This window comes from Dickeya sp. ws52, from assembly GCF_007210685.1.
Classification (GTDB): domain Bacteria; phylum Pseudomonadota; class Gammaproteobacteria; order Enterobacterales; family Enterobacteriaceae; genus Dickeya; species Dickeya chrysanthemi.
In genome coordinates this window covers 51,606-76,125 of the sequence record NZ_SZVX01000006.1, presented here as the reverse complement: position 1 = coordinate 76,125, position 24,520 = coordinate 51,606, and the positions used below count along the sequence as shown (strand labels likewise).

The following is a 24,520-nucleotide window of genomic DNA, read 5'->3' as shown; positions in this document are numbered from 1 at the left end:
CAGCCTGTCGACTCAACCTTATTGATGGGTGTTCAGGTCATGATAGATCTGAGTCTGGCTGCGTCCCAATGCTTTCGCCTGATACATTGCAGCGTCGGCATTGATTGCCAACGTTAATGAATCCGTTCCGTGCTCAGGGTACAGCGCTATCCCGATGCTACATGAAATATCTAACTTCTTCCCTTCAATATAGAAAGGCTCATTAAGCGCATGGTGAATCTTGTCCGCAACATACAAGGTATTTTCAACCTCCTTAATGCCCTGCAACAAGATGATAAATTCGTCTCCGCTGCGGCGATAAACCGTATCAGTCTCGCGTACCGCTCCCCGCATACGCGCCGCCGCCTCTTTTAACAGAAGATCCCCGGTTGCATGACCGAAGGTGTCATTAATCTGCTTAAACTTATCCAGATCGAGAAACATCAGCGCAATCTTCCGGTTTGTCTGACGGGATAACTGGATCGCCTGTTCCATCTGCTCGGCGAACGTCAGGCCATTAGCCAATGAGGTCAGAGAATCATAATGGGCCAATTGCCGATAATGCTCTTCACTACGACGCAACATATCAATCGCCCGATAGCGCTCGATAGCGACGGCTACCAATTGCGCCGATTTCTCAATAGAGGCGATTTCATCCTCTGTTGGGGAATACACTTTACGATGATAAACACTCAGTACCCCCAGGATCTCTTTGTTCTGCCCAAAAATAGGTTCAGACCAACAAGAACGCAAGCCGGCATACAATGCCAGGCCTTTATACAGCGCCCAATGGGGATGTGTGGAAATGTCCTCGGCAATAACGCGTTTGCCAGAATAAGCCGCCGAACCAAACGACGCAGCGCCATCGGCTATCTTCACATTGTGGATAGCATTCTTGTAAAAACCCGGCAGGCTGGGAGCGGAGCCAAGCGTCAGGCATTTCTTTTCTTTATCCACCAGCAGGACAGAACAGACAATTCGACCGGGATTTTTCTCCTCAACGCTGAAGATGATCGCATCCAGAATATCCTTCAATGGCGCACCGCTCGACAACAACTCCAGCGCACGGTTGTAGGAGTTGTCATGGTGTTCCTGAGTCTTACGCTCAGTGATATCCATTTTTATGCTGACATACTGAACCGCATCGCTGGCTTTATTATATATCTTAACGATGCTGGCCTTTTCCCAATACAACTGACCGTTTTTCTTACGGTTGACGAACTCGCCGTTCCAGATCTCGCCTTTATTCAAGGTGGACCAGAGTTCTTCATACACACTGGCATTGGTCATGCCTGAGCTCAATATATTCGTCTTGCGACCGATCACTTCTTCCGCTTCGTAACCCGACATAACGGTAAACTGACGGTTTACGTACACAATCTCACAGCTTTCATTAGCGATCATAATGGATGATGGGCTGTATTCAGCAGCGAAGAACACCATGTTCAGGAAGTCCTGCTTTTTTTGTTCTGCGTTGGCTTTTTCCTGAAATTTACGGCTTCTTGCCGAAGAAATCCCCAAGAGTACTATTAATAGGGTTATTATAATTTCATACACAATAACACTCTCCTCAGGCCCGGAACGGTCCTGATCGAACAAATCGCATCACAGAAGACGAAAAATCCCGGTAATAACTCCCCTTGTATGAATTTTCAGGGTTGGCACATTTCCGGAGAGTAGAAAGGATGAATGAAAAAACTATCCAGCTCTGCAGGACAGGTTCATAGCCATAAAAACGACAGCATAAAGCCTCCATTATATCGCCGTGTGCAGACCTAAATAATAAAATCAAGAGAAGCAGCTTAATCCGTTATATTAATGATAGTTAGAGACATAAGCCTGGCTAATATTTTTATACAGCTCTTTACAGATTTCGTAGCGCAGTATTTTGACTATCAATTTTTCGTAAGCAAATCAATTATACCGATAAGTTGCACCATTTTAATCAAAAATAACTATCACCAGATGCTTTTTGATCGTTGGTAGCAAACATTTATTTTTTTGTCTTTATAAATCAATCAATTATATTGATAAAAATTAACCAGTTCTTTCTCTTATGGCTGATGTTTTTTTAGACTAACATCACAGTTTGCCCATTTATAAAACAGAATATTAGCCACATAAAACACTATATTTATATAAAAAACAAGGCATAAAAAATGAAAAAAGCATGACTAGCAATCTAATCATTTATTTTATACCGTATCTTTCTGGAAGATGAATTTTTCTTTTAACCTCAAGAGATTAATTGGAGCAAAAACGAGATCTTGGAAGGATGTGAAGGTATTGCGGTAACCGGCTAACGAGTAATCTTCAGCCAAGCCAGGAAGGAAGAATTACAATTCATAACGAAGATCTTCCATATTTTCAAAAGGTTGAGGGCGAGACAAGAAATACCCTTGCGCTGCGGAAGCGTTTGATTGTTTGACAATGTTCCACTCCTCTTCAGTTTCAACCCCTTCAATCACCACATCATTGCAGTAAGTGGCCATCAGCGTAACCAGTGATGGAAACAGCTTTCTGCCCTCTTCGCTTTTAAGCAACATGATGAAAAGCTCGCGGGCAATCTTGATGCAATCATATTTTACCAACGACAGCGAGGAGAAGTTAGCCATGCCGCAACCGAAATCATCCAGCCAGAGCTGGCTGGCTTCAGGCAACGCGGCCAACATATCGTGCGGTAAAACAGCAAGACTTTCAACCAGTTCGAAACGCAACCACGGCATTGTCGTCAGTAGTTTTTTAGCCTGCTTATTTTCCTGCAAAGCCAGCAAGGTCAATCCATCAATGTTGACGGAGGCGCGTAACCCATCCCGAACAAAGCGCCCATGCCACTGGTTAAGCAGCTGTAGCTGCTCGATAACGATATTCAGGCGTTCAGCAACGTTGAGGCGGGCAAAGTAGTGTTCGGGAGATAAGAACTTCTGCGGCATGGATGGGTGAAAAACAGCTGTCAGTAACTCAATTCCCATCAAACGACCAGAGGTACGGTAGATGGGTTGAAATCTGTATCGCCTGTGGCAGCTATGACAGTAATCAGCATCTGCAAACTGCACCTCCCCGGAAATGGAGGCTTCAGAACCGGGCTGATTAAAGTGACTGTTTTGCTGCACTATATGTTCCGCCATTGAAGGAGATGCTTACGAATAAAGTATATCATATGCATACATGAGTTTATCGAATTCGCCTCGACAATCTTTACCCAGACCGACTGTAATGCAAGTACAGTACAAAGCGAATATGACGGACACATTGCATAGGACTTTTTGTTTTTTTATATCAAAATGCTATGAGAAATTATGCACTACAATCGCATAATAGTGATTAATGTCTTCGTCGTATAGTCTATCAATCAAACGAATAAACTCTTTTTTTTATCCCTTCTCCATCTGCAACGTTTATCCGCAACCGTGCTGTGTAACCGGCTCATAGAGGAGTATAATCAGCGCCCGAATGATGAAAGGAAAGAAAACATGGCGCTACTGATTACCGCGAAATGCATTAACTGCGATATGTGTGAGCCGGAATGCCCCAATCAGGCGATATCAATGGGGGATGAAATCTACGAAATTGATCCGTTACGCTGTACGGAATGCGTCGGTCACTATGAGACGCCGACCTGCCAGAAGGTCTGCCCCATCGACAACACGATCCTCAAAGACGCTAATCATCTCGAAAGCCATGATCAGCTGTGGGAAAAATTTGTCCTGTTGCACCACGCCGATCAGTTGTCATAGCGTCTCAGCCTATAGCTACTCAGCTTACCCTTCGATAATCACGGTGGCGCAAGCGTAGTGCCGCTCATCGGCCAGTGACACATGAACATGCCTGACCCCCATGGTCTGTGCCAGTTCGGCGGCGCGCGCCAGAAAACGTAGACTGGGTTTTCCCAGTGAATCGTTAAGTACTTCAAACTGAGCAAACGCCAGGCCGTCTCGAATACCGGTTCCAAATGCCTTGGCTGCGGCCTCTTTCACGGCAAAACGCTTCGCCAGAAAACGAATAGGCTGGGAATGGACCTGATATTGCTTCCATTCCTGCTCGCTAAGCACACGCTGAGCAAGACGATCGCCGGAACGACCAACGATCGCCTCAATACGTGCGATTTCGACAATATCCGTGCCGAGACCTAAAATCGCCATTAGCGGCGCGCTTCCCGCATCAGGTTTTTCATCTCCGCCACCGCCAAGGCCAGGCCGCTCATTACTGCGCGCCCTATGATGGCGTGACCGATATTCAGTTCATGCATTTCCGGCAATGCGGCGATCGGCAGAACATTGTGGTATGTCAACCCATGACCGGCGTTCACTTTGATGCCACAAGAAGCGGCATAAGTCGCTGCGTCACGGATACGCTCAAATTCATGTTGCCGGGCGACGTCGTTTTCCGCATCAGCGTAAGCACCGGTATGAATTTCAATATAAGGCGCGCCGCTGGCTACTGCAGCGTCAATCTGAGCGCGATCAGCATCAATAAACAACGATACCTGAATCCCCGCTTCACGTAATTGCGTCACCGCCGCCGTGATGCGAGAGAGCTGCCCCGCCACATCCAACCCGCCTTCCGTCGTCACTTCCTGACGTTTCTCCGGCACCAAACAACAAAAGTGCGGTTTCAACTCACAGGCAATCGCCAGCATTTCATCGGTTACCGCCATCTCCAGATTCATGCGAGTCTGAATAGTCTGACGCAGCAAACGGACATCGCGCTCGGTAATATGACGTCGATCTTCACGCAAATGAACCGTAATACCATCGGCTCCAGACTGTTCCGCCACAAACGCCGCTTGTATCGGATCGGGATACGCCGTACCACGCGCATTACGCAAGGTGGCAATGTGATCAATATTCACACCTAACAACAACTCAGCCATGATCCATCCTTCAACAATAAGTCATCGCCGCAGTGTACACGCCAGTCGTACCTGGCGATACCTGCTCGGTTCTAGATCTTTTCATCGGGAGGCACCTTATAGGGTTTGGGTATAAACTGCCGAAATAACTCCCGACTTTTCAATGGTTTCCCGCCAAGGTAGGGTTTCAACGCCATGCGGGTGAAGCGTTTGGCGGCCCGCAAAGTCTCAATGTCAGGAAACTCCCTTGACGCCAGCGCCTGCAACTCACGTCCGGTAAAGCTGACATTATCCACCACCAGGCTGGCAATAAAACCCTTTTCCGAACGGTAACGATACGTCATGGTGTCGGCAACCGGTTCACCACTGCCGGCACAATGCAGAAAATCGACGCCATAACCCAGATGCTCCAGCAAAGCCAGCTCGAAACGACGTAACGCCGGCTCCGGTGAACCATTGGCAGCAGCCAGTTGCTGTAAACAGTGGAGATAATCGAAGAAAAGTGCGGAATAATTGGTTTCCAGTTCCAGAACCCGAGTCAGCAACTCGTTCACATACAAGCCACTGTATAACAATGAACCGCTCAGCGGTAACGCCAGAGAGACGGGCTCTGCGTTACGCAACGTTTTAACTTCACCTCGCCCTCCCCACCTTACCAGCAACGGCGTAAACGGTTGGAGAGCGCCTTTTAGACTTGAACGCCGCGCCCGGGCACCTTTCGCCAGCACCCGGACACGGCCTTCATCTTCAGAAAATAGATCCAGCAGCAGGCTGGTTTCGCTATAAGGTCGCCCATGCAAGACAAATGCGCGCTGCCAGCCTTCCATCGGCGTATGCCTTACAGGTCGTCAATATAACCTAAGCTACGCAGCGCACGCTCATCGTCTGCCCAGCCGGATTTAACCTTCACCCACAATTCAAGATGAACTTTAGCCTCAAACATCTGCTCCATGTCCTGACGCGCTTCAATGCCGATGGTTTTAATCTTGGCGCCTTTGTTGCCGATCACCATCTTTTTCTGCCCTTCGCGCTCCACCAGAATCAAGCCGTTGATGTCATAGCCGCCGCGTTCATTAGCCACAAAACGCTCAATCTCCACTGTGACTGAATACGGCAGTTCTTCACCCAGAAAACGCATCAGTTTTTCGCGAATGATTTCCGATGCCATGAAGCGTTGTGAACGGTCGGTAATATAGTCTTCAGGAAAATGGTGAATGGCCTGCGGCAAATGCTTGCGCACAATCGACGCAATGGTATCGACATGAGTGCCTTTCTCTGCAGAGATCGGTACCACATCGAGAAAATTCATCTTTTCACTCAGCATCTGAATATGCGGCAGCAACTTTGTCTTATCCGCCACGTTATCCACTTTATTGATGGCCAACAGCACCGGCGCTTTCTGCTCGCGTAGCTTGTTCACCACCATTTCGTCATCATCCGTCCAGTGAGTACCTTCCACCACGAAGATAATCAGCTCCACGTCGCCAATCGAACTGCTGGCGGCACGGTTCATCAGGCGGTTGATGGCGCGCTTTTCTTCAATATGCAACCCAGGCGTATCCACATAAATAGCCTGATAAGGCCCTTCGGTGTGGATCCCCATAATGCGGTGGCGCGTTGTTTGCGGCTTGCGAGAAGTGATGGATATCTTCTGCCCCAGCAACTGGTTCAACAACGTGGATTTACCGACGTTTGGCCGGCCAACAATAGCGACAAAGCCGCAGTAGGTCTGTTCTTCGCTCATTCAAGCTCCAGCTTTTTCAGGGCCTGCTCCGCCGCAGCCTGCTCGGCCTTGCGACGACTTGACCCAGTACCCACTACCGGCTCGCTAAACCCGCTGACCTGGCAATGAATGGTAAATTCCTGATCGTGCGCCTCGCCACGTACCTGCACCACCAGATAGGTTGGCAGTGGTAAGTGACGTCCCTGCAGGAACTCTTGCAGGCGGGTTTTCGGATCTTTTTGTTTGTCGCCTGGGCTTATCTCATCCAAACGAGTCTGATACCAGCTCAGAATCAACCGCTCGACGGTCTGGATGTTACTGTCCAGAAAGACACCGCCGATTAACGCTTCTACGGTATCCGCCAGAATCGACTCTCGGCGAAAGCCGCCGCTTTTCAATTCGCCGGGACCAAGGCGCAGGCATTCGCCCAATTCAAACTCACGGGCAATTTCCGCCAGCGTATTGCCACGTACCAGAGTTGCACGCATCCGGCTCATATCGCCCTCATCCACTCGAGGAAAGCGATGATACAACGCATTGGCGATAACGAAACTTAAGATGGAATCCCCCAGGAACTCCAGCCGTTCGTTATGTTTACTACTGGCGCTCCGGTGAGTCAGCGCCTGTAATAAAAGGTCATATTGTTGGAAAGTATAGCCCAGCTTTTTTTGTAAACGATTTATCAGGATGGGGTTCATGTGTTACCAATAGATCTATAATGCCTTTTTAAACAACAGCATACGGAACAGCCCTGCCTTGCCAGTGAATGAAGTCAAAACTGTTTCGTTTGCAGTGGCTCCCGCCCGGGAGCCAGCATTTATTATTCAGAAATATTCTACAACGGAAGTCGCAAATATGCTGCGAGTTTATTTACATTCGATTAATGAATACCGCCAATGCGACTTAAACGCACGCCGGTAGGCCATTCACCTTCCTGCTTTTCAAAACTCATCCAGATGGCCGTTGCCTTACCTACCAAATTCCGCTCCGGAACGAATCCCCAATAACGGCTGTCGGCGCTGTTATCGCGGTTATCCCCCATCATGAAGTAATGACCGGCCGGCACCACCCAACTTCCCAGCGACTGACGGGGTTGCTGATAGTACAGCCCTAGTTGATCCTGCGCACCGGGTACTGCGAGAATGCTATGCGTCACGTCACCCAGTGTTTCCTTGCGGATCGCCATGCGAATACCTTCGCTTTTCTGGCCAACCGGAATCTGATAAAAACCACTGGTCATCTCGCGGCCACTCCCGCTGAACGTCTGCACAAAATCGCTGGGCTCGACATTGCTGTAAGTCACCGGCAAAGCGCTATTGCAACTCGGCTTGTCGCCGCACCCCGGCTGAATCGTGACCTGCTTAGCGATAGGGTCATAACTCACACGATCGCCCGGCAGCCCCACAACACGTTTGATGTAATCCAGCCGTGGATTCTCCGGGTACTTGAATACCGCGATATCGCCACGCTTTGGATGCCCTGTTTCAATCAGCGTCGTTTGCGTTATCGGATCTTTGATGCCGTAAGCAAACTTTTCGACCAGAATGAAATCCCCGATCAGCAACGTCGGCATCATTGAACCGGAAGGAATCTGAAACGGTTCAAAAATGAATGAACGCACGACAAACACCAGTGCCAGCACCGGGAAAACAGACGCGAACGTTTCAATCCATCCCGGCTGTTTGATGCTGTTCGCCAGCATTTTCTCGTCGACAGCACCATTAATCTGCTGGCTCAACGCAGAAATCTTGGCACGCCGCGCCGGCGCCCATTTAAACCGCTCCAGGCACCAGACTACACCGGTCACCAGCGTCGCCAATGCCAAAATCAGGGCAAACATATTGGCCATGCCAACTCCTCAGGGTTATTTGCTTTCTTTTCCGACATGCAGAATGGCCAAAAACGCTTCCTGCGGCAGCTCGACATTCCCTACCTGCTTCATGCGTTTCTTCCCTTCCTTCTGTTTCTGCAGCAGTTTCTTCTTACGGCTGACGTCGCCGCCATAACATTTCGCCAGTACGTTCTTACGCAACTGCTTCACGGTGGAACGGGCAATAATATGGTTGCCGATCGCTGCCTGAATCGCGATATCGAACTGCTGACGCGGGATCAGATCTTTCATTTTTTCCACCAGCTCGCGACCGCGGTACATCGAGTTGTCCCGGTGGGTGATCAATGCCAGCGCATCCACGCGTTCACCGTTGATCAGCACGTCCACACGCACCATGTCCGATGCCTGGAAACGTTTGAAACCGTAATCCAACGAGGCATAACCGCGCGAGGTGGATTTAAGGCGATCGAAGAAGTCGAGCACCACTTCCGCCATCGGAATGTCATAGGTCAGCGCCACCTGATTGCCGTGATAAACCATATTGGTCTGCACGCCGCGTTTTTCCACGCACAAGGTAATCACATTACCCAGATATTCCTGCGGCAACAGCATGTGACATTCGGCAATCGGCTCACGCAATTCTTCGATGTTATTAACAGGCGGCAGTTTGGACGGGCTGTCGACATAGATGACTTCGTTGCTGGTGGTTTTCACCTCGTAGACGACCGTCGGCGCCGTGGTGATCAGATCAAGATCGTATTCACGCTCCAGACGCTCCTGAATGATCTCCATGTGCAACAGCCCCAGGAAACCACAGCGGAAACCAAAGCCCAGCGCGGTAGAACTTTCCGGTTCGTAGAACAAAGACGCGTCATTCAGACTGAGTTTACCCAGTGCATCGCGGAAGGCTTCATAATCGTCGGAGCTGATCGGGAACAGGCCGGCATAGACCTGCGGTTTGACCTTTTTAAAGCCCGGCAACGGCGTTTCGGCGGACTTACGCGCCAGCGTCAGAGTATCGCCTACCGGTGCGCCCAAAATATCTTTAATCGCACACACTAACCAGCCGACCTCACCGCACTGCAATGCATCGCGGTCCACCTGTTTGGGGGTGAAAATACCCAGGCGCTCAGCGTTATACACCTGACCGGTGCTCATGACTTTGACTTTATCGCCTTTGCGCAACGTACCGTTTTTAATACGGATCAAGGACACCACGCCCAGATAGTTATCAAACCAGGAGTCGATGATCAGCGCCTGCAACGGCGCTTCCGGGTCGCCTTCCGGCGGCGGAATATCGCGCACCAGACGTTCCAGCACATCCGGTACGCCGACACCGGTTTTCGCGGAGCAGCGCACGGCGTCGGTCGCATCAATACCCACGATGTCTTCGATTTCCTGGCTAACGCGATCAGGATCGGCAGCCGGCAGGTCAATCTTGTTCAGGACCGGCACTACTTCCAGATCCATTTCGAGCGCGGTGTAGCAGTTAGCCAGCGTTTGCGCTTCAACCCCTTGCCCGGCATCCACTACCAGCAATGCCCCTTCACAGGCGGCCAGCGAGCGGGAAACCTCATAGGAGAAGTCGACATGTCCGGGGGTATCGATAAAGTTCAGTTGGTAAGTCTGGCCGTCGGAAGCCTTGTAATCCAGCGTCACGCTCTGGGCCTTGATGGTGATACCACGCTCACGCTCCAGATCCATGGAGTCCAGCACTTGCGCCTCCATTTCACGTTCGGACAAGCCACCACAAATTTGGATGATGCGATCAGAGAGCGTCGACTTACCGTGGTCGATGTGAGCAATAATGGAGAAATTTCGTATATGCTTCATTATAAAAGTTTTTCTACCTTGGTATTTCTGAAATTCTTGCCGAACGGCATGCGCAATGTGATGACAGCCATAGCTACTGTCATATACCTGAATCGCAGCATTCTACATGCCATACGGAGGAAAACCTAGTCATGGCGCATCGAATCAATTTTTTGATTATGGCAAGGTTATGGATGAGAAGATGAAAGCAGAGGTAAAAAGTCATTAAAAGAAAAAAATCAAACCGATAACAGGCAGCCTCCCCGCTGGCTGGCTGCCTTTCAACGCTCGGGCGTCATATCGGTTCGCAACAGATTTTCCGGCAACGAAACCTGCAGAATGACCAGCTGATAACGTTGATTATTACCGATTTTTGCGGATAAACGCTTCACTACGGCGAAACTCAGCGCCACACCAGCAAATGCTCCCGCCACGGTTGCCGGTTCGCTGTTCAGCCAGTATTGCATCAAGGCGGCTCCCAGCATCAGCCCCAGTAACGGCAACAGGTAAACCAGCATCGCCGAACGCAACAGGCTCGATTCCGCCAGGCCGACTTCCACCCGTTGGCCGGGGAGTAGCGGTTGCGCATACGGAACGGTCAGTTGATGCGTCGCCGCACCGCCAATTTGGTTAAGCAGGCCGGTTCCGCATGATGAGCGGGACTGGCAACTCTGACAACCGGAGCGTTGTTCGCAATGCAACACGGCGATGCCCGCCTGCCACGATACCACCGTCGCCCATTCTTTAATCATGGCTGCGCCTTGAAGAGCACGTTATCGGCGATACGCTTGGCCGTTGCCAACGGTAATTCGCCAATCACGGTGATTTCACGGTTATCCCGTACTTCGGTATGAATAGTCCTGCGACCCAGCGAGGCATTCTGGTCAGGGTGATTTTCCCCCACCGGGCTGATATTGACGGAAAAACTAAACAATCCATCACTATATAGCCGCGATTCCGCCAGGCCGGTCACTCCCGGCAGTTGCCGCTGGCTACGAGAGACTTCTTGCACGCCGACAGGCAACCATTCCGGCATCCAGTTAAAATCGGCGTGAGAAGTCGAGGGAATACTGAGCGACGGCGGCTGGCTGCCTTTATCCAACGGCTTCATGTCCAACTGCACATTTTTATCTACCGTAACGGAAATAGCCCGGAACTGCTCCAATAACTCGCCGTTTTGATCGAGCAGATCAACCCGTAACGGCAAGCGCGACTCCGCATCAAGGCAAATGATATAGCTAAAACGCGTCCCATCCCGGGAAACGATTCTCACCACATCACCCTGACGATCAGCCAGGCGGATACGACCGGTAGGGATAAAATCGTAATAAGAGGAAAGCCGTTCGATATTGGCAAAAATCAGCGCAGGCAACGAATCGACAATGTGATCACCCGACAAGGTGAACGGTTCGGCATCAGCCTCGAAATAGCTGATATCACCGCCGCGCTGAATGACTTCACGCTTCGGACCGTCCAGATGAATAAGTTCAGCCCGTGTTTCGCCATTTTGCACCGTATGGCGGTAACGTAACGATTCAATGCCCTGCCGGGAAACACTGATGTAGTAAATTTCATAGTTCAATGACCGGCTGGCGCTGCTCATCTGCTGCAACAACGCCCCGGAATCGCTTGCCGGGGCGAGAGAGGAATAAGACAGGCTGCCCAGCAATACACATGCGGCAAACCAGGAGCGCTTCATTACTGCGGTTGAATTCCTAATGACTGAGTACCGGGCACCTGTACGGCGGCCTGCTGCTGGCTCCCTTGCGGCTGCAACTGGAGCTGATCGGAATGCACGCGGCGCTGCAATTCATAATCCTGCAGCAACGCATTAATACGTTCATGCTGCGCCTGCATCTGACGCTGCCCGGTGTGCGCTGCGCTGTTCTCAGCCGGCACACTTAGGCTAACCGGGGACGCCGAACCGCCCATCACCGGCAAAGTACTCAGCGCCGGCGTCGCTTCGGCCATATTGTCGCTCACAACGTTGCTTTGCTGGTAGTGCTGAACACCAACAATCACTGCCAGCGAAACGCACGCGGCCACACCAATTTGCGTCAGATGGCTGGCGAGCGGACGAACTTTATGCCAGAACGGCAAAGCCTGCCAGGAACGAGGATGTGGCTGAGACTCCAGCACCGACTGCGCCTTGAACTGCACGGGTTCCTGTTCGAGAGCGGCTGCCACGCGTGCAGCGACATCAACATGCATCAACGTTTCGCTAACGTCGCCGCGCAGCGCGTCACGTACCAGATGGTAACGCTGCCAGCGTTGCTGCAGCTTGTCGTCTTTGGACAAGGTGCTCAGCAACGCATTGTCTACTGCTTCACCGTCCATTAAAGCGGAAAGTTCTTCTTTCTGCATAACTTCACCTTACCTTGTCAAACCCGTCATGAGTAACGTTAAGAACAAGCTAACGCTGAATAAGCGGTTGCACTTTATTATCAATCGCTTCCCGTGCGCGGAATATGCGCGAGCGAACAGTACCGACCGGGCAATCCATGATGTCGGCAATTTCCTCATAACTCAGCCCGTCCAGTTCACGCAGCGTAATCGCCAGTCGCAAATCTTCGGGCAATGACTCGATAGTCTGGAAAACGATCCGTCGTAACTCCTCAGACAACATTAAATTCTCAGGGTTCGATATTTCTTTCAACGCACTGGCATTTTCGTAATTTTCTGCGTCATTGGCGTCCACATCACTGGAAGGAGGACGCCGCCCCTGAGCCACCAGATAATTCTTCGCCGTGTTCACGGCAATACGATATAGCCAGGTGTAAAAGGCACTCTCGCCACGAAACGATTCCAGCGCGCGATAGGCTTTGATAAACGACTCCTGCACCACATCGGGTACGTCCCCGGCAGGAACGTAACGCGATACCAGACTCGCCACTTTATGCTGATAACGAACGACCAGTAAATTAAACGCTTTTCTGTCGCCTTTCTGGACCCGTTCAACCAGCACCTGATCCGCTAACTGCTCGCTCATCCGAGATCATGTCTCCCCAAAACCGTGTCACCACGCCTAAGTCACGTACTGCCAGCCATATATTTGAAATCGAGCAAGCACCGGCTTGGAGTCTTTTTATGTTATAAAGTTCCGCTACATGACGCTTTTTGCATCTTTTGGATACGCGTTGCATGTCGCCGTGCCGCTCTGTGGGGTTTTATTCTCACCACGCACCCTCACTACTGGAGAAATCATACGTCAAAAGCCCGTCGCTGGCACCCCGAACCATCATTCACCGGTCGCGGAGTTTAATTTACTAAACATTTAAATGCATTTAAGATAAATAATATGCTAGATTCAAAAATACCGTTTTATAAATTAAACAACGACTATGATGTCTTCCGTTACAGACTACGATTGCGATGTGCTGATTATCGGCAGCGGCGCCGCCGGGTTATCACTGGCGTTGCGCCTGGCTCCTCATGCCCGGGTGATGGTGCTGAGCAAAGGGCCGCTCGCTGAAAGCGCAACCTTTTACGCTCAGGGCGGCATCGCCGCCGTATTCGATGAAACCGACAGCATCGACGCCCACATCAACGATACCCTGATTGCCGGCGATGGGTTATGCGATAGGGAAGCGGTATCGTTTATTGCCCGTAACGCGCGTCATTGCGTGCAATGGCTGATCGATCAAGGTGTGTTATTTGATACCGAAACCGCACCGCACGGCGAACCTCGCTACCATCTGACGCGCGAAGGCGGTCACAGTCATCGTCGCATCCTTCATGCCGCAGACGCCACGGGCAAGGCAGTGGAAACCACGCTGGTCAGCCAGGCAAGACAGCACCCCAACATTGTTTTGCTGGAACGCTGCAACGCCGTCGATTTGATCACCTCCAGCAAGCTCGGTTTACCGGGCCACAAACGGGTCGTCGGCGCATACCTCTGGAACCGCGAAAAAGAACATGTCGAATCGTGCAGCGCTAAAGCGGTTGTACTCGCCACCGGCGGCGCCGCCAAGGTTTACCAGTACACCACCAACCCCGACATTTCCTCCGGTGACGGCATCGCCATGGCCTGGCGTGCAGGCTGCCGGGTAGCCAATATGGAGTTCAATCAGTTCCATCCCACTTGCCTTTATCATCCGCAGGCACGCAATTTTTTGCTGACGGAAGCGCTGCGCGGCGAAGGGGCCTGGTTAACGCGGCCGGACGGCAGCCGTTTCATGCCTGACTTTGATAAACGGGCGGAGCTGGCGCCGCGGGATATTGTCGCCCGGGCTATCGATCACGAAATGAAACGGTTGGGCGTTGATTGTATGTATCTGGATATCAGCCATAAACCGGCGGATTTTATTACACAGCACTTCCCGACGATTTACGAGAAGCTGCTGTCGCTGGGGATTGACCTGACCCGGGAACCGATCCCCGTCGTTCCCGCGGCGCATTACACCTGCGGCGGCGTGGTGGTTGACCAGCAAGGGCGCACCGACCTTGATGGCCTGTATGCGATTGGTGAAGTCAGTTACACCGGCTTACACGGCGCAAACCGCATGGCGTCCAACTCATTGCTGGAGTGTCTGGTGTATGGCTGGTCCGCCGCCGAGGACATTCTGCAACATCTCCCTGAAAAAACACGGGTCGAATCACTGCCTCGTTGGGATGAAAGCCAGGTAGAAAACTCAGACGAACGGGTCGTGATTCAGCATAACTGGCACGAGTTGCGGCTATTTATGTGGGATTACGTCGGCATTGTGCGCACCACCAAAAGGCTGGAGCGCGCGTTGCGGCGCATCACGCTACTTCAGCAGGAAATTCATGAGTATTATGCCCACTTCCGCCTCTCCAACAATCTGCTGGAGTTGCGTAATCTGGTACAGGTGGCGGAACTGATTGTACGCTGTGCGCTGGAACGTAAAGAAAGCCGCGGCCTGCACTATACGCTCGATTATCCACAACGTTCGGAAAACGCACATCCCACCATTCTTCACCCCTGAGCACGCCTGCCGGGTTTCCCCCGGCAGCCCCACACCCCACCTACTGCGCAAAAACGGGCTTCTCGGGATCAAGTTTCCCTTCCTGCATCCCCTTTCACATCGACAAGTAAAAATCCCGCGTCAACGCCTGAAAAGATGACGAATATCGTCGATCATCATCACGGATGATTAACGACGTTCGACTCAGCGCTATCGCGTTTATCTCCGATTCGCCTCCACGCCGCAGTGACAGCAGCACCCGATTGACCGGCCGACTCGCACTGTCCGCTACATCGACTCGGATATCAGCACGCCATGCCGACCGTTGCGCCAGCGCCAAAAAATCCTCCGCCGACACCGCCGGCAATACCACGCAAAATCGCCCATCAGGTTCAAGTAACCGACCGGCGCAATCCAATAACGCGTCGTGCGTCAGGGTCGTGGTGTAACGCGCCTGCGCGCGCTGCGCAGAAGCGCAATCAACACCAGGGGAAAAATACGGTGGATTACTCACGATAAGAGAGTAACGCCGTGTTGCGGTCTGGGCATAACCAACAATATCCGCCGGATAGATCCGAATACAGTCAGCCCAGGGCGACGCCGCCGCATTGTCCGCCGCCTGAGTGCTGGCGGCGGCGTCCAGTTCGACACCATCAATGGGAAACCGCCCACCGCTGCGTTGCGCCAGCATCAAGCCCAACAAACCGGAACCGCAACCGATATCAAGTATCCGCGTTTCCTCACGCAACGGCGCCCATGCGCCCAGCAACACGCCGTCGGTGCCCACTTTCATCGCGCAGCGGTCATGCGCCACAAAAAACTGTTTAAAAGTAAATCCGCCGGTACGCAAAGCCGGTGTATGCTGCTGAAAGGTCATTACTATGCCGTGTCGTTGCCAAACTGCGGTTAGCATAGGAGAAACATTCCCCTGGGAAAAGTAGCGAATACCGCTTAAACAGATGAACAACCCCGCCAATGCGTCTATAATCAGCGCCCCGAACAGAGGTAGACCATGACTGCGACCAATTTTTCCGAGTTTGATCTTGATGACAGCCTGCTTGACGCCTTGCGCGACATGGGCTTCAGCCGCCCGACCGCTATTCAGGCCGAGGCCATTCCCCCGGCAATGGAAGGGCGAGATGTACTCGGCTCCGCACCGACCGGAACCGGTAAAACCGCAGCCTATCTGCTGCCGGTTTTACAGCACCTGCTGGATTTCCCACGTAAAAAATCCGGTCCGCCGCGGATTCTGATTCTGACACCGACCCGGGAACTGGCGATGCAGGTAGCGGATCAGGCTCGGGCGATGGCCGCGCATACCCATCTGGACATTGCGACCATCACCGGCGGCGTAGCTTATATGAATCACGCCGAAGTATTTAGTGAAAATCAGGATGTGGTCGTCGCCACTACCGGCCGTCTGTTGCAATACATCAAAGAAGAGAATTTTGACTGTCGCGCAGTAGAAACCCTGATTCTGGATGAAGCCGACCGTATGCTGGACATGGGGTTCGCTCAGGACATCGAGCATATTGCCGGTGAAACCCGCTGGCGCAAGCAAACCATGCTGTTCTCCGCAACGCTGGAAGGCGATGCTATTCAGGATTTTGCCGAGCGCCTGTTGAATGACCCGATCACAGTAGAAGCCGAGCCGTCGCGGCGTGAGCGTAAAAAAATTCTGCAATGGTACTATCGCGCTGACGACATTCAGCACAAGACAGCGCTACTCAGCCACCTGCTTAAACAGCCGGACGTCACCCGTTCGATCGTGTTCGTGCGCAAACGCGAGCGAGTGCATGAACTGGTAGACTGGTTGCGCTCTGCCGGCATCGAATCCTGTTATCTGGAAGGGGAAATGGTGCAGGCTAAACGTAACGAAGCCATCAAACGGTTGAGCGAAGGCCGGGTGAAAGTGCTGGTTGCTACAGATGTCGCCGCACGCGGGCTGGATATTCAGGACGTCAGCCACGTGTTCAACTTCGATTTACCTCGTACTTCCGACGTTTATCTGCATCGCATCGGGCGCACCGGGCGGGCGGGCCGTAAAGGCTGCGCTATCTCGCTGGTCGAAGCGCATGACTATCTGCTGCTTGAAAAGGTCGGCCGTTATCTCAACGAGCCGTTGAAAGCGCGCGTCATCGATGAATTACGCCCGAGTACCCGCGCGCCAAGTCCCAAATCTAACGGTAAGCCATCGAAAAAAGTGCTGGCCAAGCGCAAAGAGCAGAAAGAAAAAGAGAAAGAAAAGCAGAAGGCAAAGGTCAAAGTGCGTCACCGCGACAGCAAAAATATCGGCAAACGCCGTCAACCCAAAGCCAAAACCCCGGCTGAACAGACGAAAGAAAAGCCGGTGGATAACAGCTGACAAAGTCTGTTGCGCAGATCTAGATCTAAGCCTGACAGGGAGCCGCATGGCTCCCTGTTGCTTTTCAGGACAACAGAGGGAGACAACGGAGCGGCATTTGGACAACGTCTGTGTATATCTGACGCACACTTACGGGCCTGGCATGTAGCCCCAAAAAACAATGCCGGCCACATTACGTGACCGGCATGACTCAAGTAAATCGCTATTTTATCGGCGCACTTACAGGCTTTCGGTAAATGTACGAGCGATCACATCACGTTGCTGTTCAGGCGTCAGCGAGTTGAAACGCACGGCATAACCCGATACACGAATGGTCAACTGCGGATATTTTTCCGGATTTTTAACCGCATCTTCCAGCGTTTCACGACGCAATACGTTAACATTCAGATGCTGGCCACCTTCGACACGTACTTCCGGTTTGATTTCCAGCGGTACTTCACGATATTCGAATTGCCCCAGCTCGCTGATAGCAACGATTTGATCTTCATTGAAATCCGATTTGGCACAGACACAACGCGCCTGAGATTTCTCTTCATCCAGCAACCAGAAAGAGTTAACCAGGGCATTGTTATTTGCTTTGGTGATCTGAATACCTGTAACCATTATTGCCTCCGTAAAGCGGCGTCTATTGAACCGAATACAAAATTCCACGGTTGATAACAAGTCGCCAGCAGTATTAACGCCAGTACCCAATCAACCGAATCTGGCTACCTGTATACCAGCCCCGCACAGGGCATACTTTGATTCAAATCAATTTAAATCAGGCACAATCCGACATGGATTTTATAATTAATTGTTTTATATCAATTTACACCGAACCCAGTGATAAAACTTTTTTTGTAAAATTTAAAAAAAACCAACAAAAAATCTCCCAAAGGCAACAGCAAACGGCGAAAAGTTTTCCCTCCGGCGCGTTTGACGGTAAGCTTAGCCCTCAGCATTGATCAATCAGGCCAGACTCGATTCCCGGGTTGACGCCATTTACCCGATTGAATATTTACCTGATTAACCAAAGAGCCTTCCCATGACCACTTCCCTGACCTGGCACGACATGCTGGCCCAAGAGAAAGAACAACCCTATTTCGTCAATACGTTGTCGTTTGTTCACCAGGAGCGCGAGGCTGGCAAGGTCATCTATCCGCCGCAGAAAGATGTATTCAATGCCTTTCGTTTTACCGAATTCCACGCCGTCAAGGTGGTGATTCTGGGACAGGATCCGTACCACGGCCCCAACCAGGCCCATGGGCTCTCATTTTCGGTGCGCCCAGGCGTGCCGGCCCCCCCTTCTCTGGTCAATATTTATAAGGAGCTGGCCAACGATATTCCCGGGTTCAGCATTCCCACACACGGTTACCTGCAAAGTTGGGCACAGCAAGGCGTAATGCTGCTTAATACAGTATTGACGGTAGAAGCGGGTAAGGCGCATTCACACGCCAATCTGGGCTGGGAAACCTTCACCAATAAGGTGATAGAAAAATTAAACGCGCACCGGGAAGGGATTGTGTTCCTGTTGTGGGGCTCACACGCGCAGAAAAAAGGCAGCATTATCGATACGCAACGACATCATGTGCTGAAAGCGCCTCATCCTTCACCGCTCTCTGCCCACCGCGGCTTTTTGGGATGCCATCATTTTTCCAGAACCAATCAGTTGCTGGAGCAACAAGGTGATACGCCTATCGACTGGGCGCCTCGTCTGCCGGAAAATTCATAATATATACCCGTCATTGCCTTTGCTGGTCAGAGGCAATAACCACGAACGGCAATAAGGTGTAAACAAATAAAAATATTTAGTAATCAGGTAGATAAAACAGGAAGGAGAAAATCAGAGAATATGGTGGAGCTAAGCGGGATCGAACCGCTGACCTCTTGCATGCCATGCAAGCGCTCTCCCAGCTGAGCTATAGCCCCACACCAGATGATGCCTTCGATAACCAAACCTGATTGGGAGTAAGGTTTGGTGGAGCTAAGCGGGATCGAACCGCTGACCTCTTGCATGCCATGCAAGCGCTCTCCCAGCTGAGCTATAGCCCCATATCGACACTGCATCGTGTGAACGGGTCGCATGATATGCAACGCCCCTACCCCTGTCAACGCCAAAATCTATTTATCCGATCAACCGCTGAAAAAGCCGTCAACGTAGCACAGGAATCGCACCTTACAGCCAATCGAGCGTTCTCGTCGGTGCAAAAGCCACTGCAAATCAAGCCCGTTTGCTATTAGCTTATGACAAAAAAGTTTTTCTTACTTTTCACAAAAACCTTAACAATGCGTCATTATTTCATCTACCGGAGTTTTCCAAACATGAAAGACGCCACACTGGCTCTGCACCACGGTTTTACTTCCGACCCGGTCACTAAAGCCGTAGCCGTGCCGATTTATCAAAATGTCGCGTTCGAATTCGATAATGCGCAACACGGCGCCGATCTGTTCAACCTCGCTGTTCCAGGTAATATCTATACGCGAATCATGAATCCTACCAACGATGTGCTGGAACAACGCCTGGCGGCACTCGAGGGTGGTATCGCAGGATTGGTCGTTTCCGCCGGTAGTGCGGCTATTACCTATGCGATTCAAACCCTTACCCGGCAAGGCGATAATATCGTCTCGACACCGCAGTTATATGGCGGTACCTATACGTTGTTTGCCCATATGTTGCCGAGCTTCGGCGTTGAGGTGCGTTTCGCCAGTGATGATTCGCCTGAAGCCATCGCAAAACTGATTGATGATAAAACCCGGCTGGTCTACTGCGAGAGTATCGGTAATCCTGCTGGCAACATCGTCGATATTGAGGCGCTGGCTCAGGTTTCCCACCAGCATGGCGTGCCGCTCATAGTGGATAACACCGTAGCCTCTCCCGTACTGTGCAAGCCAATCTCATTCGGCGCCGACATCGTAGTACATTCAATCACCAAATACGTCGGTGGCCATGGTAACTCGCTGGGTGGCGTGATTGTCGATGCCGGCACATTCCCCTGGTCACAATATCCTGAAAAATTTCCGGGCCTGAATCGCCCTGAACCGGCTTATCATGGCGTGGTTTATACCGAGACATTTGGTCCAGCCGCTTTTATCGCCCGAGCCAGAACCGTCCCGCTACGTAACACCGGCTCAGCGTTGTCGCCCATGAATGCTTTTTTATTGTTGCAGGGATTGGAAACGCTCGCCTTGCGCATGGAGCGCCATGTGGAAAACGCCCTAAAAGTAGCGGAATATCTGCGCGCTCATCCCAAGGTGGAATGGGTTAGCTATGCCGGACTGCCGGATCATCCGCATTACGCACTGGCGCAGAAATACATGAAAGGTACGCCGTCCGCCATTCTGTCGTTCGGCCTCAAAGACGGTTACGAAGCCGGCGTGCGGTTCTATGATGCTCTGCAAATTTTCAAACGACTGGTCAATATCGGCGATGCCAAATCGTTGGCGTGCCATCCTGCCTCGACGACTCACCGCCAGATGACGCCGGAAGAGCAGGCAAAAGCCGGTGTTAAACCAGAAATGATTCGCCTGTCAGTAGGTATCGAGGCGATAGAGGATTTGCTGGATGACCTGGAACAAGCGCTCAATAACTGATGCCCAGAGTGCGGGCTAAACGATTAATCAGCCCTGGTAAACCAGGGCTTTTTATCCACGATCTCACACCGGATGCTTATTGCTGCGCTTCACGCTCAGCGATAAAGACCAGCGCCCGATCAATGCGTGCCAGCGTACGCGACTGGCCGATAGCATGTACCGTCACATCCACGCCCGGAGACTGACCGGCACCGGTCACCGCCACTCGCAGCGGCATCCCGACTTTACCCATTCCTTGCTGCAATTCATCGGCCGTGCCCTGAATGGCATGGTGAATATTTTCCGGCGTCCAGTCAGTGATGGCGGCCAACTTGCTGCGCACTAACTCCAGCGGCTGACGCGCCACCGGGCGCAGGTGTTTCTTCGCCGCATCGGCATCAAACTCGGCGAACTCTTCATAGAAATAGCGGCAAGACTCGGCAATCTCTTTCAACGTTTTGCAACGTTCGCCCAGCAACGTCACCAGTTCGCTCAACTGCGGGCCGGTGCGGGTATCAATGCCCGCCTGTTCGATATGCCAGGACAGGTGAGTCGCCACATATTCCGGCGGCAGATGGTTAATGTAGTGGTGGTTCAGCCACTGCAGCTTTTCAGTATTGAACGCACTGGCGGACTTGCTGACGGAATCCAGCGAGAACAACTGCTTCATTTCATCAATAGAGAAGATTTCCTGATCGCCGTTTGCCCATCCCAGACGTACCAGATAATTGAGCAACGCTTCCGGCAAGTAGCCGTCATCGCGATACTGCATCACCCCCACCGCGCCATGACGTTTGGACAGTTTTTTGCCGTCATCGCCCAGAATCATGGAAACATGTGCGTATTCCGGCACCGGAGCGCCCAACGCTTTGAGAATGTTGATCTGACGCGGCGTGTTGTTAATGTGATCTTCACCACGAATAACGTGGGTGATACCCATATCCCAGTCGTCGATCACCACACAGAAGTTATAGGTCGGCGCACCATCGGTACGGCGGATGATCAGATCGTCCAGCTCAAGGTTGCTAAATTCAATCGGGCCGCGAATACGGTCATCAAAGATAACCGAACCGTCCTGAGGATTACGGAAACGCACCACATGCGGTTCATCATCAGCATGGTGTTCATGAGAATCACGGCAGCAGCCGTCATATCGCGGCTTGTCACCGTTAGCCATTTGCTGCTCACGCAGCGCTTCCAGACGTTCTTTAGAACAATAACATTTGTAGGCCGTGCCGTTTTCCAGCATCTGATCAATGACCGCGTTATAACGGTCAAAACGTTTGGTCTGGTAGTACGGGCCTTCGTCCCAGTCCAGATTCAACCAGTTCATGCCGTCCATAATGGCGTCAATCGCCTCTTTGGTCGAACGCTCCAGATCGGTATCTTCAATACGCAAAACAAATTCGCCGCCATGGTGACGGGCAAACAACCAGGAATACAGTGCGGTACGAGCACCGCCAACATGAAGATAACCAGTCGGGCTGGGCGCAAAGCGGGTTTTGATTTTCATTGGGATTACGGCCTTAATTAGACGGCAACGGTCGGTTAACACCAACCAGGATTCCGGACTACGCCCCGCCATCAAGGGTGCGCGCTGTCAGCGCGAGGCACAGCCTGCTTAAAGTGGGCAATATTCTATCACTCCCCTCCGATTCCTCAACGCCATAACCGTATCGGAGCCAGTCTGCTCCCGCTAAAATACGCAGGGATTCAACGATAACGCCCAGAAATACGGCATATCGACTAATTTTACAACGAACGACCATTTTCGTTTTAAAAAGCGTTGACTCATAGTCAAGTATCCCTATAATGCGACTCCACACAGCGGGGGTGATTAGCTCAGCTGGGAGAGCACCTCCCTTACAAGGAGGGGGTCGGCGGTTCGATCCCGTCATCACCCACCACTCATTAGAGTGCAGCGCTGTGTAAAGTAAGAAGATTTGAGATTGGGTGATTAGCTCAGCTGGGAGAGCACCTCCCTTACAAGGAGGGGGTCGGCGGTTCGATCCCGTCATCACCCACCAATCTCATACCAGCTGTCTTCTTGCAATGATGAAGTAAAGAAGTGGGTGATTAGCTCAGCTGGGAGAGCACCTCCCTTACAAGGAGGGGGTCGGCGGTTCGATCCCGTCATCACCCACCACTTCTGCGGGTCGTTAGCTCAGTCGGTAGAGCAGTTGACTTTTAATCAATTGGTCGCAGGTTCGAATCCTGCACGACCCACCACCGCTAAATGTATCACTTTCCTTGATTATTCACTCTGACGCTTCATATGCACACGATGTTGTGCAGGTGAGAACCTGCGTTCAGGTTCGAGTCGAGCGAAGCGAGACAACAGCGCAACGCGCTGGCCCGAAGGGCGAGGCCATAGGCCGAGTCATCCTGCACGACCCACCACCGCTAAATGTATCACCTTCCTCGATTATTCATTCTGACGCTTCATATGCACACAATGTCGTGCAGGTGAGAACCTGCGTTCAGGTTCGAGTCGAGCGGAGCGAGACAACAGCGCAACGCGCTGGCCCGAAGGGCGAGGCCACAGGCCGAGTCATCCTGCACGACCCACCACCGCTAAATGTATCACCTTCCTCGATTATTCACTCTGACGCTTCATATGCACACAATTTTGTGCAGGTGAGAACCTGCGTTCAGGTTCGAGTCGAGCGAAGCGAGACAACAGCGCAACGCGCTGGCCCGAAGGGCGAGGCCATAGGCCGAGTCATCCTGCACCACCCACCACCGCTAAATGTATCACCTTCCTCGATTATTCATTCTGGCGCTTCATATGCACACAATGTTGTGCAGGTGAGAACCTGCGTTCAGGTTCGAGTCGAGCGCAGCGAGACAACAGCGCAACGCGCTGGCCCGAAGGGCGAGGCCATAGGCCGAGTCATCCTGCACCACCCACCAATTAACTCCATCCACAGTATTTCTGTCGTTCCTTCTGATTTATCCTGCAAAAACGTAATTACATTATCATTCATACTATCTATTCGTTGGCAGAATAACGCCTGATGTCCGGTCAATATACGTCGCAGTTTTTCTACCTGCGTCCGGGTTAAACTGGCTACGCTTGTAAATATCTGGCGGGGGTTTAAGAAACAGGCCCTAACCCTTTTCTTGTTAATAAAGCCCGTTTCTTGATTTGAAATGATGTTATGCGGATTTGGCTTGTAACTGCCGGTGAATACTGATCAGTTCCTCCACCATTTCTCGTGCCAACATGGAAGTCATGATATGGTCTTGGGCATGTACCATAACCAAATTAACCGGTATTTTTCCACAACCTTCATCCATACCTATCAGCATGGTTTGCACATCATGTGCACGTTTTGATGCGGCGAAAGACTCCGCCAACTGAGCATCAACTTCTGCCCAATCTCCCTGTTTCGCTGCACGCAGAGCCTGCATTGCACAACTACGGGCTTCACCTGCATTGATAATCAACTCCATAACAGTTGATTCCATATCCATGATTATT

At 51.6% G+C, this 24,520-nt stretch carries 22 protein-coding genes, 6 tRNA genes and 4 other RNA genes; 13 read left to right on the top strand and 19 right to left on the bottom strand.

The genetic code is table 11. The annotated features are described in order from the left end of the window. Nucleotides 1-18: 18 nt before the first annotated feature. Together FDP13_RS07445 and pdeH are read right to left on the bottom strand one after the other, a co-directional pair. Complete coding sequence (locus FDP13_RS07445; protein ID WP_012768825.1) at nt 19-1,536, bottom strand: bifunctional diguanylate cyclase/phosphodiesterase; 1,518 nt, start codon at nt 1,534-1,536, stop codon at nt 19-21. Between the two features lie 779 nt (nt 1,537-2,315). Further along, the gene (pdeH, locus tag FDP13_RS07440) at nt 2,316-3,107 is read right to left on the bottom strand and encodes a cyclic-guanylate-specific phosphodiesterase (RefSeq protein ID WP_071603136.1); all 792 of its coding nucleotides are present in this window, start codon (nt 3,105-3,107) and stop codon (nt 2,316-2,318) included. Between the two features lie 345 nt (nt 3,108-3,452). Here pdeH and FDP13_RS07435 point away from each other — a divergent pair, with 345 nt between their 5' ends. Beyond that, nucleotides 3,453-3,716, top strand: a complete 264-nt coding sequence (locus tag FDP13_RS07435; RefSeq protein ID WP_012768823.1) for a YfhL family 4Fe-4S dicluster ferredoxin — start codon at nt 3,453-3,455, stop codon at nt 3,714-3,716. Nucleotides 3,717-3,740: 24 nt separating this feature from the next. Here FDP13_RS07435 and acpS read toward each other — a convergent pair whose 3' ends face one another. The 11 genes from acpS to rpoE form a co-directional block, all read right to left on the bottom strand. Then, nucleotides 3,741-4,121 (bottom strand): holo-ACP synthase, encoded by a 381-nt coding sequence (gene acpS, locus FDP13_RS07430; protein WP_033576840.1) that lies wholly within the window; start codon nt 4,119-4,121, stop codon nt 3,741-3,743. Beyond that, nucleotides 4,121-4,852: a pyridoxine 5'-phosphate synthase gene (pdxJ, locus tag FDP13_RS07425; protein ID WP_143839123.1), complete on the bottom strand. Its 732-nt coding sequence runs from the start codon at nt 4,850-4,852 to the stop codon at nt 4,121-4,123. Before pdxJ ends, acpS begins: the two co-directional genes overlap by 1 nt. A 71-nt stretch (nt 4,853-4,923) precedes the next feature. After that, nucleotides 4,924-5,658 carry a DNA repair protein RecO gene (recO, locus tag FDP13_RS07420; protein ID WP_012768820.1) on the bottom strand — a complete coding sequence of 245 codons (735 nt, stop codon included), beginning with the start codon at nt 5,656-5,658 and terminating at the stop codon, nt 4,924-4,926. Between the two features lie 11 nt (nt 5,659-5,669). After that, nucleotides 5,670-6,575 (bottom strand): GTPase Era, encoded by a 906-nt coding sequence (era, locus tag FDP13_RS07415; RefSeq protein ID WP_027711277.1) that lies wholly within the window; start codon nt 6,573-6,575, stop codon nt 5,670-5,672. Further along, complete coding sequence (gene rnc, locus FDP13_RS07410) at nt 6,572-7,252, bottom strand: ribonuclease III (RefSeq protein ID WP_012768818.1); 681 nt, start codon at nt 7,250-7,252, stop codon at nt 6,572-6,574. The genes era and rnc overlap by 4 nt, the downstream gene beginning before the upstream one ends. 182 nt (nt 7,253-7,434) lie before the next feature. After that, a complete protein-coding gene (gene lepB, locus FDP13_RS07405; RefSeq protein ID WP_012768817.1) occupies nt 7,435-8,403 on the bottom strand; it encodes a signal peptidase I in 969 nt (322 codons plus the stop codon). Nucleotides 8,404-8,418: 15 nt separating this feature from the next. Then, nucleotides 8,419-10,218 (bottom strand): translation elongation factor 4, encoded by a 1,800-nt coding sequence (gene lepA, locus FDP13_RS07400; RefSeq protein ID WP_012768816.1) that lies wholly within the window; start codon nt 10,216-10,218, stop codon nt 8,419-8,421. Nucleotides 10,219-10,478: 260 nt separating this feature from the next. Continuing rightward, on the bottom strand, nt 10,479-10,949 hold the full coding sequence (gene rseC / locus FDP13_RS07395; RefSeq protein WP_143839122.1) for a SoxR-reducing system protein RseC: 471 nt from the start codon (nt 10,947-10,949) through the stop codon (nt 10,479-10,481). After that, nucleotides 10,946-11,896 carry a sigma-E factor regulatory protein RseB gene (gene rseB / locus FDP13_RS07390; RefSeq protein ID WP_012768814.1) on the bottom strand — a complete coding sequence of 317 codons (951 nt, stop codon included), beginning with the start codon at nt 11,894-11,896 and terminating at the stop codon, nt 10,946-10,948. Before rseB ends, rseC begins: the two co-directional genes overlap by 4 nt. Then, the gene (gene rseA, locus FDP13_RS07385; protein ID WP_012768813.1) at nt 11,896-12,561 is read right to left on the bottom strand and encodes an anti-sigma-E factor RseA; all 666 of its coding nucleotides are present in this window, start codon (nt 12,559-12,561) and stop codon (nt 11,896-11,898) included. Before rseA ends, rseB begins: the two co-directional genes overlap by 1 nt. 49 nt (nt 12,562-12,610) lie before the next feature. Further along, nucleotides 12,611-13,186 (bottom strand): RNA polymerase sigma factor RpoE, encoded by a 576-nt coding sequence (gene rpoE / locus FDP13_RS07380; protein WP_012768812.1) that lies wholly within the window; start codon nt 13,184-13,186, stop codon nt 12,611-12,613. 352 nt (nt 13,187-13,538) lie between these two features. On the opposite strand from rpoE, the gene nadB reads away from it, so the two are divergent. Beyond that, the gene (nadB, locus tag FDP13_RS07375; RefSeq protein WP_012768811.1) at nt 13,539-15,143 is read left to right on the top strand and encodes an L-aspartate oxidase; all 1,605 of its coding nucleotides are present in this window, start codon (nt 13,539-13,541) and stop codon (nt 15,141-15,143) included. A 94-nt stretch (nt 15,144-15,237) separates the two neighbouring features. On the opposite strand, the gene FDP13_RS07370 is transcribed toward nadB, so the two are convergent. Beyond that, nucleotides 15,238-15,999 (bottom strand): tRNA1(Val) (adenine(37)-N6)-methyltransferase, encoded by a 762-nt coding sequence (locus FDP13_RS07370; RefSeq protein WP_033576836.1) that lies wholly within the window; start codon nt 15,997-15,999, stop codon nt 15,238-15,240. Nucleotides 16,000-16,134: 135 nt separating this feature from the next. Between FDP13_RS07370 and srmB the strand changes: the two genes are divergently transcribed. Beyond that, nucleotides 16,135-17,487 (top strand): ATP-dependent RNA helicase SrmB, encoded by a 1,353-nt coding sequence (gene srmB / locus FDP13_RS07365; RefSeq protein ID WP_033576835.1) that lies wholly within the window; start codon nt 16,135-16,137, stop codon nt 17,485-17,487. 219 nt (nt 17,488-17,706) lie between these two features. On the opposite strand, the gene grcA is transcribed toward srmB, so the two are convergent. Next, nucleotides 17,707-18,090, bottom strand: coding sequence for an autonomous glycyl radical cofactor GrcA (gene grcA, locus FDP13_RS07360; RefSeq protein WP_012768808.1), 384 nt, complete (start codon nt 18,088-18,090; stop codon nt 17,707-17,709). A 421-nt stretch (nt 18,091-18,511) separates the two neighbouring features. Between grcA and ung the strand changes: the two genes are divergently transcribed. Further along, nucleotides 18,512-19,198: a uracil-DNA glycosylase gene (gene ung, locus FDP13_RS07355; protein ID WP_143839121.1), complete on the top strand. Its 687-nt coding sequence runs from the start codon at nt 18,512-18,514 to the stop codon at nt 19,196-19,198. Between the two features lie 121 nt (nt 19,199-19,319). Here ung and FDP13_RS07350 read toward each other — a convergent pair. After that, nucleotides 19,320-19,395: transfer RNA gene (locus tag FDP13_RS07350), tRNA-Ala, on the bottom strand. Nucleotides 19,396-19,442: 47 nt separating this feature from the next. Further along, nucleotides 19,443-19,518, bottom strand: a tRNA-Ala gene (locus tag FDP13_RS07345). 270 nt (nt 19,519-19,788) lie between these two features. On the opposite strand from FDP13_RS07345, the gene FDP13_RS07340 reads away from it, so the two are divergent. After that, a complete protein-coding gene (locus FDP13_RS07340; protein ID WP_033576834.1) occupies nt 19,789-21,057 on the top strand; it encodes an O-acetylhomoserine aminocarboxypropyltransferase/cysteine synthase family protein in 1,269 nt (422 codons plus the stop codon). Nucleotides 21,058-21,133: 76 nt separating this feature from the next. Here FDP13_RS07340 and gltX read toward each other — a convergent pair whose 3' ends face one another. After that, nucleotides 21,134-22,549: a glutamate--tRNA ligase gene (gene gltX, locus FDP13_RS07335; RefSeq protein ID WP_143839120.1), complete on the bottom strand. Its 1,416-nt coding sequence runs from the start codon at nt 22,547-22,549 to the stop codon at nt 21,134-21,136. Nucleotides 22,550-22,867: 318 nt separating this feature from the next. On the opposite strand from gltX, the gene FDP13_RS07330 reads away from it, so the two are divergent. From FDP13_RS07330 to FDP13_RS07295, 8 genes are all read left to right on the top strand, one after another. Further along, nucleotides 22,868-22,943: transfer RNA gene (locus tag FDP13_RS07330), tRNA-Val, on the top strand. A 44-nt stretch (nt 22,944-22,987) separates the two neighbouring features. Further along, nucleotides 22,988-23,063 (top strand) — tRNA-Val (locus FDP13_RS07325). Nucleotides 23,064-23,106: 43 nt separating this feature from the next. Then, nucleotides 23,107-23,182: transfer RNA gene (locus tag FDP13_RS07320), tRNA-Val, on the top strand. Nucleotides 23,183-23,189: 7 nt separating this feature from the next. Next, a tRNA-Lys gene (locus tag FDP13_RS07315) sits at nt 23,190-23,265 on the top strand. 46 nt (nt 23,266-23,311) lie between these two features. Beyond that, a non-coding RNA gene (locus tag FDP13_RS07310) (RtT sRNA) lies at nt 23,312-23,436 on the top strand. 46 nt (nt 23,437-23,482) lie between these two features. Next, nucleotides 23,483-23,607: non-coding RNA, RtT sRNA (locus FDP13_RS07305), on the top strand. A 46-nt stretch (nt 23,608-23,653) separates the two neighbouring features. After that, nucleotides 23,654-23,778, top strand: a non-coding RNA gene (locus FDP13_RS07300) — RtT sRNA. Between the two features lie 46 nt (nt 23,779-23,824). Further along, a non-coding RNA gene (locus tag FDP13_RS07295) (RtT sRNA) lies at nt 23,825-23,949 on the top strand. Nucleotides 23,950-24,195: 246 nt separating this feature from the next. Here FDP13_RS07295 and FDP13_RS07290 read toward each other — a convergent pair. Beyond that, on the bottom strand, nt 24,196-24,513 hold the full coding sequence (locus tag FDP13_RS07290) for a PTS lactose/cellobiose transporter subunit IIA (RefSeq protein ID WP_012768804.1): 318 nt from the start codon (nt 24,511-24,513) through the stop codon (nt 24,196-24,198). Nucleotides 24,514-24,520: the final 7 nt, after the last annotated feature.